Annotated in this window: 15 protein-coding genes and 1 pseudogene; 7 read left to right on the forward strand and 9 right to left on the reverse strand. The window is 73.8% G+C overall.

The window, feature by feature from the left end; genetic code table 11:
- A complete protein-coding gene (locus ACZ5SK_RS21690; protein ID WP_334575697.1) occupies positions 1-822 on the reverse strand; it encodes a class I SAM-dependent methyltransferase in 822 nt (273 codons plus the stop codon).
- A gap of 262 nt (positions 823-1,084) precedes the next feature.
- Between ACZ5SK_RS21690 and ACZ5SK_RS21695 the strand changes: the two genes are divergently transcribed.
- Together ACZ5SK_RS21695 and ACZ5SK_RS21700 are read left to right on the forward strand one after the other, a co-directional pair.
- Positions 1,085-1,744, forward strand: a complete 660-nt coding sequence (locus ACZ5SK_RS21695) for a histidine phosphatase family protein (protein ID WP_468576475.1) — start codon at positions 1,085-1,087, stop codon at positions 1,742-1,744.
- Positions 1,745-1,842: 98 nt separating this feature from the next.
- The gene (locus ACZ5SK_RS21700) at positions 1,843-3,462 is read left to right on the forward strand and encodes an ABC-F family ATP-binding cassette domain-containing protein (RefSeq protein ID WP_334575695.1); all 1,620 of its coding nucleotides are present in this window, start codon (positions 1,843-1,845) and stop codon (positions 3,460-3,462) included.
- A gap of 34 nt (positions 3,463-3,496) precedes the next feature.
- Here the strand turns inward: ACZ5SK_RS21700 and ACZ5SK_RS21705 are convergent, their stop codons facing one another.
- A complete protein-coding gene (locus tag ACZ5SK_RS21705; protein ID WP_468157005.1) occupies positions 3,497-4,606 on the reverse strand; it encodes a baeRF2 domain-containing protein in 1,110 nt (369 codons plus the stop codon).
- Between the two features lie 66 nt (positions 4,607-4,672).
- Here ACZ5SK_RS21705 and ACZ5SK_RS21710 point away from each other — a divergent pair, with 66 nt between their 5' ends.
- Positions 4,673-5,026: a DUF6158 family protein gene (locus tag ACZ5SK_RS21710; protein WP_443041198.1), complete on the forward strand. Its 354-nt coding sequence runs from the start codon at positions 4,673-4,675 to the stop codon at positions 5,024-5,026.
- A 118-nt stretch (positions 5,027-5,144) separates the two neighbouring features.
- Here the strand turns inward: ACZ5SK_RS21710 and katE are convergent.
- The 5 genes and pseudogenes from katE to ACZ5SK_RS21735 all read right to left on the reverse strand — a co-directional run.
- Positions 5,145-5,445 (reverse strand): annotated as a pseudogene (gene katE / locus ACZ5SK_RS21715) (catalase HPII); the annotation flags it as partial.
- A gap of 94 nt (positions 5,446-5,539) precedes the next feature.
- Complete coding sequence (locus ACZ5SK_RS21720) at positions 5,540-5,782, reverse strand: hypothetical protein (RefSeq protein WP_361702083.1); 243 nt, start codon at positions 5,780-5,782, stop codon at positions 5,540-5,542.
- Entirely contained in the window at positions 5,782-6,324 is a 543-nt protein-coding gene (locus tag ACZ5SK_RS21725; RefSeq protein WP_334575692.1) for a type 1 glutamine amidotransferase domain-containing protein, read from the reverse strand. The genes ACZ5SK_RS21720 and ACZ5SK_RS21725 overlap by 1 nt, the downstream gene beginning before the upstream one ends.
- A gap of 245 nt (positions 6,325-6,569) precedes the next feature.
- A complete protein-coding gene (locus ACZ5SK_RS21730) occupies positions 6,570-6,950 on the reverse strand; it encodes a DUF2795 domain-containing protein (RefSeq protein ID WP_334575691.1) in 381 nt (126 codons plus the stop codon).
- Positions 6,951-7,110: 160 nt separating this feature from the next.
- Entirely contained in the window at positions 7,111-8,904 is a 1,794-nt protein-coding gene (locus tag ACZ5SK_RS21735) for a thiamine pyrophosphate-requiring protein (protein WP_334575690.1), read from the reverse strand.
- 306 nt (positions 8,905-9,210) lie between these two features.
- Here ACZ5SK_RS21735 and ACZ5SK_RS21740 point away from each other — a divergent pair, with 306 nt between their 5' ends.
- The 4 genes from ACZ5SK_RS21740 to ACZ5SK_RS21755 all read left to right on the forward strand — a co-directional run bounded on the left by ACZ5SK_RS21740 (position 9,211) and on the right by ACZ5SK_RS21755 (position 13,641).
- Positions 9,211-10,005, forward strand: coding sequence for an RNA polymerase sigma factor SigF (locus ACZ5SK_RS21740; RefSeq protein ID WP_334575689.1), 795 nt, complete (start codon positions 9,211-9,213; stop codon positions 10,003-10,005).
- 243 nt (positions 10,006-10,248) lie between these two features.
- The gene (locus ACZ5SK_RS21745) at positions 10,249-11,022 is read left to right on the forward strand and encodes a hypothetical protein (protein ID WP_334575687.1); all 774 of its coding nucleotides are present in this window, start codon (positions 10,249-10,251) and stop codon (positions 11,020-11,022) included.
- Positions 11,023-11,290: 268 nt separating this feature from the next.
- Positions 11,291-12,538: an aminotransferase class I/II-fold pyridoxal phosphate-dependent enzyme gene (locus ACZ5SK_RS21750; RefSeq protein ID WP_334575686.1), complete on the forward strand. Its 1,248-nt coding sequence runs from the start codon at positions 11,291-11,293 to the stop codon at positions 12,536-12,538.
- A complete protein-coding gene (locus tag ACZ5SK_RS21755) occupies positions 12,535-13,641 on the forward strand; it encodes an MBL fold metallo-hydrolase (RefSeq protein ID WP_334575685.1) in 1,107 nt (368 codons plus the stop codon). The genes ACZ5SK_RS21750 and ACZ5SK_RS21755 overlap by 4 nt, the downstream gene beginning before the upstream one ends.
- Here the strand turns inward: ACZ5SK_RS21755 and ACZ5SK_RS21760 are convergent.
- Together ACZ5SK_RS21760 and ACZ5SK_RS21765 are read right to left on the reverse strand one after the other, a co-directional pair.
- Positions 13,638-14,270 (reverse strand): DedA family protein, encoded by a 633-nt coding sequence (locus ACZ5SK_RS21760; protein ID WP_334575684.1) that lies wholly within the window; start codon positions 14,268-14,270, stop codon positions 13,638-13,640. The genes ACZ5SK_RS21755 and ACZ5SK_RS21760 overlap by 4 nt on opposite strands.
- Positions 14,267-15,040: an MBL fold metallo-hydrolase gene (locus ACZ5SK_RS21765; RefSeq protein ID WP_334575682.1), complete on the reverse strand. Its 774-nt coding sequence runs from the start codon at positions 15,038-15,040 to the stop codon at positions 14,267-14,269. Before ACZ5SK_RS21765 ends, ACZ5SK_RS21760 begins: the two co-directional genes overlap by 4 nt.
- Positions 15,041-15,096 lie beyond the last annotated feature (56 nt).

Raw genomic sequence — 15,096 nt, forward strand, 5'->3', positions numbered from 1 at the left:
TTAGGCGCTCTTTCGGCACAGAATCTCTCCGTGCAGGACACTGAACCAGGCGTCCTCGTGCTGCCCCCACTCACGCCAGGCCGCCGAGACGGCGCGCAGTTGCTCCTGCGTGGCGTGACCGCCCTGCGTGGCGCGTTCCGCGTACGCCGAGGCCACGGTGCGGTCGGCCCACAGACCGCTCCACCAGGCCCGCTCCTCGGGGGTGCTGAAGGTCCAGGTGGCGGAGGTGGCCGTGAGGTCGGTGACCCCGGCGGCCAGTGCCCAGGACTTCAGCCGGCGCCCGGCGTCCGGCTCGCCGCCGTTGGCCCGCGCGACCCGGCGGTACAGGTCCAGCCAGTCGCTCATGCCGGGCGAGGCGGGGTACCAGGTCATCGCCGCGTAGTCCGAGTCGCGGACCGCGACGTATCCGCCCGGCTTCGTCACCCGCAGCATCTCGCGCAGCGCCTGTACGGGGTCGCCCACGTGCTGGAGCACCTGGTGGGCGTGGACGACGCAGAACGTGTCGTCGGGGTACTCCAGGGCGTGCACGTCGGCGACCGCGAAGTCGATGTTGGTCAGACCCCGCTCGTCGGCCGTGGCCCGCGCCTGCTCCAGGATGGCCGGCGCGTGGTCGACGCCGGTGACGTGCCCCTCGGGGACCAGGGCGGCCAGGTCGGCGGTGATGGTGCCCGGTCCGCAGCCGATGTCCAGGATCTTCATGTGCGGCTTCAGCGAACCGAGCAGGTAGGCCGCGGAGTTGGCGGCGGTCCGCCAGGTGTGCGACCGCAGCACCGACTCGTGGTGTCCGTGCGTGTAGACGGCGGTCTCCTGTGCTTTCGGCATGGCTCTACCCCTTCTCGACGGACCGGGACCGAACCGCATCCCCGGTGTCGTCACCGTACGCCGAAGGCCGCATGGTGAGACTGATCGTTTCGATATACGGACTGACGGTGTGTCAGCATGTGGCAGGGGCGAGGTGGGACGGGCCTTCTGCGCCAAGGCTGTGGGGCCGATATCCGGACCCATGGGCTCCGGGTACGCTGAAGCGGCCGTCTCCGGGGCGGGGGCGGCTTCGACCGCGGCTTCGCCACCGGAGGGTCCCTGCATGCGACTGCTGCTCGTCCGCCACGGCCAGACCCCCACGAACGTGGAGTACCTCCTCGACACCGCCGTGCCCGGCCCCGGCCTCACCGAACTCGGCCGGCAACAGGCCGCCGCCCTGCCGCAGGCCCTCGCCGGCGAGGACATCGAGGCCCTCTACGTCTCCACCCTCGTGCGCACCCGGCTCACGGCCGCCCCGCTGGCCGCCGCGCGGGGCCTCGACGTCCTCGTCCGCGACGGGCTCCGGGAGATCTCCGCGGGCGACCTGGAGATGCTCCCCGGCGACTCCGAGCAGGGCGAGCTCTACATGCGCACGGCGTTCGCCTGGGCGGCCGGGGACGTGGACCTGCGCATGCCCGGCGGGGAGAGCGGCGCCGAGTTCCTCGCCCGGTACGACGCCGTGGTCGCCGAGGCCGCGGCGAGCGGCGCCGGGACCGTCGCCCTGGTCAGCCACGGCGCCGCGATCCGCACCTGGTCGGCCGCCCGCGCGCACAACGTCGACCTCCCCTTTGCCGCGGCCCACCGCCTCGCCAACACCGGCACGGTCGTCCTGGAGGGCTCCCCGGCCGACGGCTGGAAGGCCCTGTCCTGGGCGGGCGCGACCGTGGCGCCTGCAGGCGAGGCCGGACCGGCGGGCCAGCCGGTGCGGGACGCCGACGGCTGACGTGCGGGGCGTCGGCCCGCGTACCGGCCCGCGCGTTGTCCGGCCCGCGCCCATAACGGTTTGCCGCATCCCGCGGGCGCCCCGCAGAATGCCTGACCATGGGACACCTGGAAGCCGCGCACCTCGAGTACTACCTCCCCGACGGGAGGGCGTTGCTCGGCGACGTGTCCTTCCGGGTCGGTGAAGGGGCCGTGGTGGCCCTGGTAGGACCCAACGGCGCCGGCAAGACGACCCTGCTGCGGCTGATCTCGGGGGAGCTGAAACCGCACGGCGGGACCGTCACCGTGTCCGGCGGCCTGGGCGTGATGCGCCAGTTCGTGGGCTCCGTACGCGACGAGACGACCGTACGCGACCTGCTGGTGTCCGTCGCCCCGCCCCGCATCCAGGAGGTCGCGGGGGCCGTCGACAAGGCCGAGCACGCGATCATGACCGTCGACGACGAGGCCGCCCAGCTCCAGTACGCGCAGGCCCTGGCCGACTGGGCGGAAGTGCGCGGGTACGAGGCCGAGACGCTGTGGGACATGTGCACCACGGCCGCGCTCGGCGTCCCCTACGACAAGGCCCAGTTCCGCCTGGTGCGCACCCTCTCCGGCGGCGAGCAGAAGCGGCTCGTGCTGGAGGCGCTGCTGCGCGGCACCGACGAGGTGCTGCTGCTCGACGAGCCCGACAACTACCTCGACGTACCCGGAAAGCGGTGGCTGGAGGAGCGGCTGAAGGAGACTCGTAAGACGGTCCTGTTCGTCTCCCACGACCGCGAACTCCTCTCCCGCGGCGCCGAGAAGATCGTCTCCGTGGAGCCCGGTCCGGCGGGCGCCGACGCCTGGGTGCACGGCGGCGGCTTCGCCACCTACCACGAGGCCCGCCGCGAACGCTTCGCGCGCTTCGAGGAGTTGCGCCGCCGCTGGGACGAGAAGCACGCGCAGCTGAAGAAGCTCGTCCTGAGCCTCCGTCAGGCCGCTTCCATCAGCCATGAGTTGGCCTCCCGGTACCAGGCCGCCCAGACCCGGCTGCGCAAGTTCGAGGAGGCCGGCCCGCCGCCCGAGCCGCCGCGCGAGCAGGACATCACGATGCGCCTCAAGGGCGGCCGTACCGGGGTAAGGGCCGTCACCTGCAAGGGACTTGAACTCACCGGCCTGATGAAACCCTTCGACCTGGAGGTCTTCTACGGCGAGCGGGTCGCCGTCCTCGGCTCCAACGGCTCGGGCAAGTCGCACTTCCTGCGGCTGCTGGCCGGCGACACCGTGGCGCACACGGGGGAGTGGAAGCTCGGCGCGCGCGTGGTGCCCGGACACTTCGCCCAGACCCACGCCCACCCCGAGCTCCTGGGCCGCACCCTCCTGGACATCCTGTGGAAGGAACACTCCCAGGACCGGGGCGCGGCCATGTCCCGGCTGCGCCGCTACGAACTGACCCAGCAGGCCGAGCAGAACTTCGACCGGCTCTCCGGCGGCCAGCAGGCCCGGTTCCAGATCCTGCTGCTCGAACTGGAGGGCGTCACGGCCCTGCTTCTCGACGAGCCGACCGACAACCTGGACCTGGAGTCCGCCGAAGCCCTCCAGGAGGGCCTGGAGGCCTTCGAGGGCACGGTCCTCGCCGTCACCCACGACCGCTGGTTCGCCCGCTCTTTCGACCGCTACCTGGTCTTCGGCAGCGACGGCCGGGTCCGGGAGACACCGGAGCCGGTGTGGGACGAACGGCGCGTGGAGCGGGCACGGTAGGACCGCTTCGACGGCGGGCTGCTTCGACGCGGGGCTACTTCCAGCGCAGCAGCGCGCCGAGCCCGCCCACCGGCGCCTCCTCGGGCGCCTCGGGCGGTACGACGAGTACGTTCGCGTCCGTGGCGACCGCCGACCGGATCAGCGCGTCGTCCGCCCGCGCGGCCCAGGAGTGCTGCTCGCCGAGCGTCTTCAGCTCCGTACGGCGCACCGCCAGCTGGTCGGGATCCTCGCCGATCCACACCTCGCGGTGGGCGTCGGGGCCGTCCAGCCGGATCAGCAGCTCGTCGATACGGTGCTCACGGGCCGCCTCGACCAGCGCCGGAACGCCCTCCACCGCCCCGGCGTGCCCCGCCTCGTCCGGGGTGCGGGCCGCGAGGAAACGTTCCAGTTCGGCCTCGGCGCGCCCGCGCACATGCTCGGCCCGGGCCGCCTCCACTTCCTTGTCCAGCAGCCGGCTGCCGGCGCCGTGCCCCATCTCGGCCACCCGGTCCTGCAGACGCCGCGGCAGCCGCTCGTGCACGGCCCGCCGTTCCCGGTCGTCGCCGACCAGCACCAGCAGATCGGCGCGGGTCTCCTCCTGGCAGACGCTGAGCGCGTCCGCGATCTCCGCCGCGTTGTGCTCCCAGGTGTTCTCGACCTTGAGCTGGAAGTGCCGCTCGGACCAGTCGGCCGTCGACGTGCGGTGGACGGGATACTGCCGGCCGGAGACCGTGTCCACCTTCTCCCGGGCCAACGGGGTGCGCAGCTCGAAGTCCGCGCCCTTGCGGTCGATGTACGCCACCACGCACACCGGGTCCTGTTCGGCCAGCTCCAGCAGCGGCGCGACCCGCGGCAGCGGCGCCCACTGCGCATGGTCGCCCTGCGGAGGCCGGGCGGCCAGCGCCGGATCGAGGACGACCTCGCCGGCCCGGGCGAACAGAGCGCGCCCGCGGGGCTCAGAGGAGTGGCTCAGCCCCTCGATCGCCTGCTCGACGGCCCGGCAGGTGGCGTCGTCGGCGCCCTGCCGCGCCAGCTCACGGGCCATCGCGGCGGCCGTGAGGTGACGCTCGTGAGGCGTGTTCTCCGTGTGACGGGAGGTGTCCACGTACACGGAGGCCCAGGGGCCGGAATGTTCGTACAGTGGATGCAGAAACGCGAGATCCATGGCTCCCTCCCGGATGCAGCTCGGGGGTAGTGCTGGCAGTGCTTCCCGGGCGGGTACCCGAACCGCATGGACGGACACGACTGTGAGCGGGGCACCACCATGACCGGAGTCGACCCGGACCGGCTGGACGACCAGCAGCTGATGAAAGAGCTGGAGACGATCCACCGCACGCGCCACGACACCCTGCTGTACGGCTCGAACGGCGCCCTGCGCGCCCACAACGACCGCATGGCCCAGCTGGAGGGCGAGTACCTGCGCCGCAACCCACGCCGCTTCGTCTCCCCGGCCCGCACCCGCGAGGGCGCCAGGGACCGGGCCGCCGGGGCGGACGGGGGCCGGGCGGCCCCGGAGGGCGCCTCGGCGGGCACTCCGGCCGGCAAGTGGGGCCCGGGAACGGCGGGCGGCCCCGGCGAGGCCTGAGCCCCCTCAGCCCCCTCAGCCGCCGCGCGGCCGCTCGCGCCGCCTGTGGACCGCCGACCGCGCCGTCTGTGGACCGCCGACCGCGGCCCCGGGGACGATCACCGCCGCCCGCGGGCGATCAGTAGCCCACCGGCGGCCGGTTCCAGTGCCGGTGTGCCGCGATCGCGGTCACGAACTCCCGCACGAACTCCGGGCTCGCGGTGCCCGGCGAGGTGTCCGTGACCACGCCCCGGTCGGCCACCACCCGGTGGAACTCGGTGGACAGCCGCACCCCCTCCAGGTGCAGCCCCGACAGCACGCCCACGCCGGAGCCGAGGGCTCCGACCGGCTTGTTCAGCGTCGGTGCCCGACACCTCACCATCCGTCGCCGCAAGTGCCTCCACGATCGCGCCCTCGTCGGCCGGCGCCTCGCGCACCGAGGCAGCGAAGGAGAACCGGCCCACACAGGAGAAGTTCCACTGCGTCTCATGCGGCCACACCGCGCACGCCGACACAGTGGGCGCTGTCAATGTTCTACGGGCCGGGCTGGTCCGTCGCGACGCCAACCCGGCGTAACGAGAAGCCCCCGGCTTCAGCCGGGGGAGGAGTCACCAGGGTCGGACCACGCGCGCGCTGCTCACCCGCGGCGAGCGAGTCGTCCGTGCGGTCGACCGCCACGCCCTGGTCGGTGGTGAGGGGCCCGCCGGTCGGGTCCTCGGCCCGGAAGACCTCCCGCTGCTCCTGCTTGGGGTCGTCCGGGAACGGGGTGGCGTCCATCAGCGCGCCTCCTTGGCGAACACGTCCAGATACGCCTCGCAGAACGCCTTCAGATCATCCGGCTTGCGGCTGGTGACGAGCTTGTTCGGGCCGTGGTCGCAGATGTTCACCTGCTCGTCGACCCAAGAGCCGCCGGCGTTGCGGATGTCCGTCCGCAGGCTCGGCCACGAGGTCAGCACCCGGCCTCGTACGACGTCCGCCTCGACGAGGGTCCACGGGGCGTGGCAGATCGCGGCGACCGGGCGGCCCTGCTCGAAGAACTCCTTGACGAACGCCACGGCCCGGTCGTCGGTGCGCAGGAAATCGGGGTTCGCGACGCCCCCCGGCAGAACCAGCCCGCCGAAGGACTCCGCGGGCACCTCGCCGACCACCTCGTCCACCATGAACGTGTCGGCCTTGTCGAGATGCCGGAACGCCTGGATCTCGCCGGACTCGGTCGACACCAGGACGGGTTCGTGGCCCGCGTCCACCGCCGCCTGCCAGGGCTCGGTGAGCTCCACCTGCTCGACGCCTTCGGGCGCCGTCAGAAACGCGATGCGCATGAGGGTTCAACATCCTTTCCGTGTCTTCTGCGGTCGTCACACGGCCCGCCGGTGGGCCGAGTCGGCCCCGGCACGCTGTTTCCGTTCTTCCTTCGCCCCGCCAGAAAGCTGTGGATGTGCTGGTCGACGGGCTTGACCTCGCGTGCTGTGCACGGCGGTCCGCACGTCCCACGGCGCGGTCGCCTCGACGACGTCCACGGTGGAGCCCGCGGCGGCGATCCCGGCGGCCCGGCCCCGACCATCCATCAGCCGCCGCCCCCGACCAGTGCTTCTGCCAGCTCCTGAACATTGACGTAGCGGTCCCGGTGCGGCAGCCGCCGCACCGCCTCCACGAGCGCGTCGGGCGCGTTCTTGCGGCGCAGAACCACAGCCAGCGCGCCCGGCCCCGCCGGGAAGGAGCTGCGGCCCAGGATCCGGGCGAGCTCCAGCCGCACCGTCGCCAGCGACGCCCGGGAGTTCCCCGGCACCACCGGTCCGCCCCAGACCTCGGGGTCGTCCTCGGCGGACGGCTCCGGGTCGTGCCACTCCTCGGTCCGCGTGGGATGTCCGGACCTCAGCAGGCCCTGCAGTTCGTGCTTCATCTCGTCGTCCCGGTGCACGCTCAGCCGGTCACTGCCTCGCTGCATGTCTGTCGCTCCCTCCAGATCGTCGTCGGTGGACCCCGCGTACCCGAGGACGGGGAGCCGACACGGGTCCGGGTCGCAGGAGAGGAAAGAGTTCGGTCGGCGAGGCGCTGACGGGCACGAAACGCGTTGCCACAGCCCTGCGCCCCGGTGCTCCGGCCGACTACCTGCTCGCCCGCCCCGGCAGAAAGTCCTGCGCCTTCGCCTTGAAGCCCTGCCGGATCACGGAGCCGCGGTCGGCGTCGCCCTTGAGGATCGACGCGGCCGTGGCCTCCAGCTGCTCCCAGGTGGCGTGCGGCGGGATCGGGGGCACGGCCGGGTCGGTGAGGAACTCGACGACCGCGGGGCCGTCCGCCTCCAGGGCCGTCCGCCAGCCCGACACCACGTCCTCCGGCTTCTCGACGCGCACCCCGGTCAGTCCCAGGGAACGCGCGAAGGCCGCGTACGGCACGTCGGGCAGCTGCTGCGAGGGCAGAAAAGACGGGGCGCCCTCGGCACGCATCTCCCAGGTCACCTGGTTGAGGTCCTGGTTGTTCCACACCGCGACCACCAGGCGCGGATCCTGCCAGCGGTCCCGGTACGTCGCCGCAGTGACCAGCTCAGCGAGCCCGTTCATCTGCATCGCACCGTCGCCGACCAGCGCGATCACCGGCCGGTCCGGATGGGCGAACTTCGCGCCGATCGCGTACGGCACCCCGCAGCCCATCGTCGCCAGCGTGCCGGAGAGGGAGCCGCGCATGCCCGGCCGCATCGTGAGGTGGCGGGCGTACCAGTTCGCCACCGAGCCCGAGTCCGAGGTGACGACGGCATCGGGCGGCAGCAACGGATCCAGGGCGCGGGCCACGTACTCCGGGTTGATCGGGTCGGCCGACACTCGCGCCCGCCGCTCCAACACCTCGTCCCAGAACCGGACGTTGTCACAAACGGTTTCGAACCACTCGCGGCCGCGTTCCGCGCCCCGGATCATCGGGATCAGCCGGCGCAGGGTCTCCTTCGCGTCGCCGACGAGGTTCACCTCGTACGGGTAGCGCATCCCGATCATGTGCGGATCGATGTCGATCTGCACGCCCCGCGCCGAGCCGAAGTCCGGCAGGAACTGCGTGTACGGGAAGGACGAGCCGATCGTCAGCAGGGTGTCGCAGTCGCGCATCAGCTCGTAGGAGGGGCGGGTGCCGAGGAGGCCGATCGAGCCGGTGACGTAAGGGAGTTCGTCGCTCAGGACGTCCTTGCCGAGGAGTGCCTTGGCCACGCCCGCGCCGAGCACTTCGGCGATCCGCTCGACCTCGGCCCGGGCCCCGGCCGCGCCCTGACCGGCCAGGATCGCCACCTTGTCACCGGAGTTGAGGATCTCGGCGGCCCGCTCCAGGGACTCCTGCGACGGGATCGCCGTCCAGTCGCTGCGGTACGGGCCGCAGGGCGTCGTCCTGAACTCGTGGGCGGGGGCGGAGTGTTCGAGCTCCTGAACGTCCGCGGGGATGATGACCGCGGTCGGGCAGCGGCGGGCGTACGCGGTGCGGATCGCCCGGTCCAGGACGTTCGGCAGCTGCTCGGGGACCGTCACCGTCACCGTGAACTCCGAGGCGACGTCCCGGAACAGCGTGTGCAGGTCCACCTCCTGCTTGTACGAGCCGCCCATCGCGCTCCGGTTCGTCCCGCCGATGATCGCGAGCACCGGGACGTGGTCCAGCTTCGCGTCGTACAGGCCGTTGAGGAGATGGATCGCGCCCGGCCCCGAGGTCGCCGCGCACACCCCCAGCCGACCGCTGAACTTGGCGTAGCCGACCGCCTGGAACGCGGCCGTCTCCTCGTGCCGCGCCTGCACGAAGCGCGGCTCGTCCCCGGCGCGGGCCCAGGCGGCGAGCAGAGCGGCGATGCCGTCGCCGGGATACCCGAAGACGTGCTCGACGCCCCACTCGCGCAGTCGTCGCAGGACGTGGTCGGAGACCTTGGTGCGCATGGGGGACCTTCCTGGGCCGGAAGAAAGAGGCGCGACGGCAGCGAGGAGCCCGACCCGCGAGCCCGACCCGCGACGACCGATCCGCTACGACCGATCCGCTACGAGTGACCCCGGCGGGCGGCGGGAAACCTGGGCGGGTGTTTGGAGGCGAGGGGCGGGGGCAGGCGCAGCCACAGTGCTTCGGACCGGAGGCACGTCCGTGAGAGGCCGCGACTTCGCAGGCCCCGGCAGGCCCGGTCGATCTGTTGCCGCGCTTCCACGGTTACCGGCCAACTCAGAGCACTTGCAAGGGAGTTGTCACGTCCCATGCCGAACCGAGCGAACCCGAAGCACCACCCGCACGACGACGCCCCCGACACCGCCGACGCCTTCCGCAGGCTCGCCGCGCTGCCCCCGGGACCGCGGCGCGACGCACTCCGCGGAGAGATCGTCGAGGCCTGGCTGCCCATGGCCGACCGCCTGGCCGGACGCTTCCGCAGCCGCGGCGAGAGCTTCGAGGACCTGCGCCAGGTCGCCGCCCTCGGTCTGGTCAAGGCCGTCGACCGGTACGACCCCGAGCGTGGGAACGCTTTCGAGAGTTACGCCGTGCCCACCGTCACCGGCGAGATCAAGCGGCACTTCCGTGACCACATGTGGACCCTGCACGTGCCGCGCCGGGTGCAGGACCTGCGCAACCGTGTGCGCTTCGCCGGCCAGGACCTGTCCCAGACGATTTCCGGGCGCCGTCCCACCGTCGCCGAGCTCGCCGAGCACGCGCAGCTGAGCGAGGAGGACGTCCGGATCGGGCTGGAGGCGCTGGAGAGTTTCAGCACGCTGTCGCTGGACGCGGAGCTGCCCGGCAGCGAGGACGGCTACTCGCTGAGCGACGCGCTCGGCGCGGCGGACCCGGCGCTGGACACCGTCGTCGACCGGGAGGCGGTCCGGCTGCGGCTCGCCGCGCTGCCCGAGCGGGAGCGGGCGATCTTGTACATGAGGTTCTTCGGCGACATGACGCAGAGCCGGATCGCCGAGCAGTTGGGGATCTCGCAGATGCATGTGTCCCGGCTGATCAGCCGGTGTTGTGACCGGCTGCGCGAACAGGTCCTGAACGACGCGGCGTGACGGGGCCCCGGGAGCACACGCGAGCCCCTGGAGCACACTGGCCACGGGAGCACGGGAGCACGGGAGCACGGGAGCACGGGAGCACGCGAGCCCTTGGAGGGTCCGGGCCGCTGAGGTCACCCGGTTGGGGGCTCGCGTCCCGCCAATGGCGTCCGGCCGCGCGCGTCCCGGGTTCCCTCGGGCTGTGATGGCTGTGGGGCGGCGACGCCCCGCCCCGCAGCCGTCGGCCGAAGGAGCCGTTCCATGGGTCGCACCGCCCACTTCCTCTCTGCCCTCGCCGTGGCCGGCGCCGCCCTGGTCGCCGTCGCTCCGGCCGCGGCCGCGGACCCGGCGGCGGAGGTCAGCCCGGGCAATGTCGCCCCGGGCGGCAGCGTCACCGTGTCCGTCACCTGCGGCCCCCTCACCGCCGGCGCGCCTGAGAGCCTCGACGCCACTTCCAAGGCCTTCGCCGACGGCACCGTCAGGCTGAGCAAGGTCCCCGGCGGCGACGACGCGCCGGCCGGGCCCGCCTACCGGGGCACCGCCCGGATCGCCCCCGCCGCCGATCTCGAGGTGAGCCCGGTGGCGGCCGGACCGGACGCCCCCTGGACCGTCGACGGCACCTGTCCGGCCGCGCCCGGCGCACCGGGCAAGCCGTGGAGCGCGACCCTGGACGTGGCGCGCGGCGAGACGCACGAGACCCACCCACAGACGCAGCCGTGCACCACGGAGCCCGGCGGGTCCTGCGCCACGAGCCGGCCGTGTGCACCGCCGCAGGGCGTCTCCCCGACCCGCGCCGACGCCTGCCGCACCGCCCCGCCGTGCGCCCGGCCCGAGCCGGAGCCGCAGCCGCGCGCCACCGGGTCCCACGAGACCGGCTGCGCCCCCGCGACCGTCGAACACGGCGTCCAGGCCGGCGGGGGAGGCGCCTTCACCGACTCCGTCCCCGCGCTCGCCGCCGGCGGCCTGCTGATCGCCGGCGCGCTCGGCGCCGCCGTGCACCGGCTGCGCCGCCGGCGCCCCGCGGGGGACGCCTGACCCCGCCGCGGAGCCGGCCCGGCCCCGGCTGTGACCGGCGCAACGCGCGAGGGCAGCCATGGGCACCGGGCCCAGTGGGTACTCAGAGCACTGGGGCACGAGCTGCCTCGTACGAGCGCCCGGCCCCGCACGAACGCCGAGCCCCGTACGAGACGTCCCGCACCCCACGCACCCCCCCCGGCCCACGACGTCCGGCGGCCGGGAACGGCACAAGGCACCAGGGACGCCGCCCGAGACGGCACCAGGGACGGACTGCGCGGAGGACCCCATGCGGCGGACGGCACCGGAGGACCACGGACCCGTCCGCTACGGCCCGCCGCTCCCCCCGGACGGCCTGCCGGTACTGCCCGAACTCGCCGCGGTGCTCGCCGAGGCAGCCGGCCGCGCCGACAGCGAGCCGATCGGCGGCGGCCGCGCCCTCCTCGACGCCGCCCGCGGCTACTGGGCCCGGCGCGGCGCCCCCGCCGAACCGGGGTGGGGCGTCGCCGGACCCGGCGCCCCCGCCCTGCTGCTCGCGCTGACCGCCGCGGTCGGCGGCGACGTCCTGGTGCCACGGCCCTGCGCGGCCTGGTGGGCGCCGTACGCGCGGCTGCTGGGCCGGCCCGTCTTCCACGTGGCGACGCCCGCCGAGTGCGGGGGCGTCCCGGACCCGTACGCCCTGCTGGAGACGGTGCGCCGGGTGCGCGCCGAGGGCGGGGACCCGCGGCTGCTGGTGCTGTCCGTCGCCGACGACCCCACCGCCACCGTCGCGCCGCCCGAGGTGCTGCACGAGGCGGTGGAGGCCGCCGCGGCCGAGGGGCTGCACCTGGTCAGCGACGAGACCTGGCGCGACACGCTGCACGCCCCGCACGACACGGTGCCGGTCAGCCCCGCCGAGATGCTGCCCGAGCGGGTCACCGTCGTCAGCGACCTCGCCGGTGCGCTGCTGCCAACCGGCTGGCCCGCGGCCGTCGCCCGGTTCCCCGCCTCGGCCGCCGGCGACGACCTGCACGCGCGCGTGCTCGACGTTCTCACCGCCCTCGACGCGCGCGTGGCCGCACCGGTCGCCGCCGCGGCCGCGTACGCCCTCACCGAGCCCGCCCCGGTCACCGCGCGCGTGGCCGCCGCCGTACGCCTGCACGCGCGCGTGGCCGCCGCCGCGCACGCCACCGTGGTCGCGGCCGGCGCCCTGGTCCGGCCGCCGAAAGCCGGCCGTCACCTGTACGTCGACCTCGGCCCGTTGCGCGACGCGCTCGCCGCGCACGGCGTGGGCGACGCACAGGAACTGGAGGACTTCCTCTCCACCCGGCTCGGGATGCCCGCACCGGGCGGACACCGCTTCGGCGACGACCTGGGGGCGCTGCGCGTCCGGCTGTCCACGGGCATGCTGCTGGACGGCACGCAGGCGCAGCGCACGGAATGCCTCACCTCGCCCACCCCGTTGGAACTGCCACACGTGCAACGCGCGTTGATGCATCTGAGGTCGGTCTTCGACGATCTCCGTGACGACGCTCAGCGATGGGAGCCTCCTCGATGACGCAGCAGTCCGAGTCGACCACCACCGCCACGGTGACCACCACCGGCACGGTGACCACCGCCGCCACGGTGACCACCAAGGACGCCGACGCCCCGGCCCCCCCGCCCCCGCTCGCACCCCCCGTCCCGCCACTCTCCCCACCCCGCCCGCTGGGGGAGCGGCGGGTGTGGCCGCGGACCTTCCACCACCGGCTGACCTCGCCGCTGCCCGGCCTCAAGGCCCTCGCCCGGTTCGCCCGCGAGGGCTCCGTACGGCCCGGCAAGGAGGGCCTCGCCGACATCCCCCGGCTCCCCTTCGAGCCCGCCCCGCTGCCCCGCGTGGACGCCGACACGATCGCCGTCACCTGGGCGGGACACGCCAGTTGGGTGGTGAGCATGGGCGGCCTGACGATCCTGACCGACCCGGTCTGGTCCCGCCGCATCATCGGCACCCCGGCCCGCATCACCCCCGTCGGCGTGCCCTGGGAGGCGCTGCCGCCCGTCGACGCCGTCGTCATCAGCCACAACCACTACGACCACCTGGACGCCCCCACGCTGCGCCGGCTCCCGCGCGACACACCGGTGTTCGTGCCGGCCGGGCTCGGCCGCTGGTTCCTGCGCCGCCGGTTCACCCGCGTCACCGAGCTGGACTGGTGGGAGGCGGCCGAACTGTCCGGCGTCCGCTTCGACTTCGTGCCCTCGCACCACTGGTCCAAGCGCAGCCTCACCGACACCTGCCGCTCCCTCTGGGGCGGCTGGGTGCTCACCGCCCCCGACGGCACGCGTCTCTACTTCGCCGGGGACACCGGCTACGGCCACTGGTTCTCCCGCATCGGACAGCGCTGTCCGGGCATCGACCTCGCCCTGCTGCCCATCGGCGCCTACGACCCCCGGTGGTGGCTCAGCGACGTCCACTGCGACCCGGAGGAGGCGGTCCGCGCCGCCCTGGACCTCGGCGCGCGGCGCATGGCCCCGATGCACTGGGCCACGTTCGTACTCTCCGCCGAGCCCGTTCTGGAACCCCTCACGCGCGTGCGTGCGGCCTGGGAGAAGGCCGGGCTGGAGCGGGAGGACCTGTGGGACCTGCCGGTGGGAGGCTCCCGGGTGTTGCACAGCACGCCTTAGGCGGTACGGGTTCCCCTGACCCGGCGCCACACGCTCGGGGCCGCGCCGACCACCACGGTCAGCGCGACCGCGGCGAGCACGCCCTCCCAGGGCTCGGCGAACAGCGAACCGCCGAGGATCCCGATCAGCTGGTAGGTCACCGCCCAGGCCAGACACGCCGGGAGGTTGCCCCGGACGAAGCGGCGCAACGGCCACCGCGCCATCAGACAGGCCAGCATCACCGGGATGCGGCCCGCCGGCACCAGCCGGGACAGGACCAGCACCACCGTGCCATGGTCGGCGAGCTTCTCCTGCGCCTGCGCCAGCCGCTCCTCCGGAGCCCGCGAGCGGATCGCCTCCAGCCAGCGCGAGCCGTTCTTCGACCGCATCCCGCGCCGCCCCAGCCAGTACAGCGCCGCGTCCCCGCAGAACGCCGCCACGGACGCCGTCACGAACACCAGAGCCAACGCGAAGGGCGCCGTCTGATGAAAGGCGACCACCGCCGCCGAACTCACCAGCGCCCCCGTCGGCACCACCGGCACCAGCGCCCCGATCAGCACCAGCAGAAACAGCGACGGATAGCCGAGGGCCTGCTGCGCGGGCGACGCCGGAACGGACGTCACGACCGCGGCGGCGAGCCACCACCTCACCGTGCGACCTCCACGCGCACGCTCTCCCCGTGCCCGAGCCGGTGCACGACCACCGCCGGCGCACGCTCCGCCGCCAGCCGCACGAACTCCTCGCCGGGCGCATGGAATTCATGGGGGCGCACGGCGTCCATGCCGATCGGCCAGTACGTGCCGTAGTGCACCGGCACCGCGCTGCGCGGCGCCAGCCGGGCCAGCGCCTCCGCCGCGCGCCCCGCGTCCAGATGCCCCTCGCCGAGATACGGCCCCCAGCCGCCCACCGGCAGCAACGCCACGTCGACCGGCCCGACCTCCCCGGCCATGTCCTCGAACAGGCCGGTGTCCCCGGCGAAGTAGGTCCGGGCCTCGCCCTCGACGACGTACCCGAGCGCGGGGGAGTGGTGCCGGCCGACCGGCAGCCGCCGCCCGTCGTGGCGCGCGGGCACGGCCCGTATCCGTACCTGGCCGACGGTCGTCTCGTCGCCCGGCGCCATCTCGCTCAGCCGCAGGTGACGCAGGCGCCGCAACCCCGGGACGGCGCGCGGCGCGCCCTGGGGCACCAGCAGGCGCGTGCCCGGCGCAAGGTGCGCCAACGAGGGCAGATGCAGATGGTCGGCGTGCAGGTGAGAGACGAGCACCACGTCCGCGCGCCGGGCGCCGGGCGGGGGCAGCGCGCCCCGGCGGCGACGCAGATGCGCCAGACGGCGGGCGAACAGGGGATCGGTGAGCACACGCACGTCCGAATCCTCGACCGTGCAGGTGGCGTGACCCCACCAGGTGATCTCCACCGGCACCTCTTTGCCTCCTTCGCGCGACTCCCCCGAAGCCTACGGGCAGGAGTAGGGTCGGC

Source organism: Streptomyces sp. NPDC031474 (assembly GCF_055581185.1).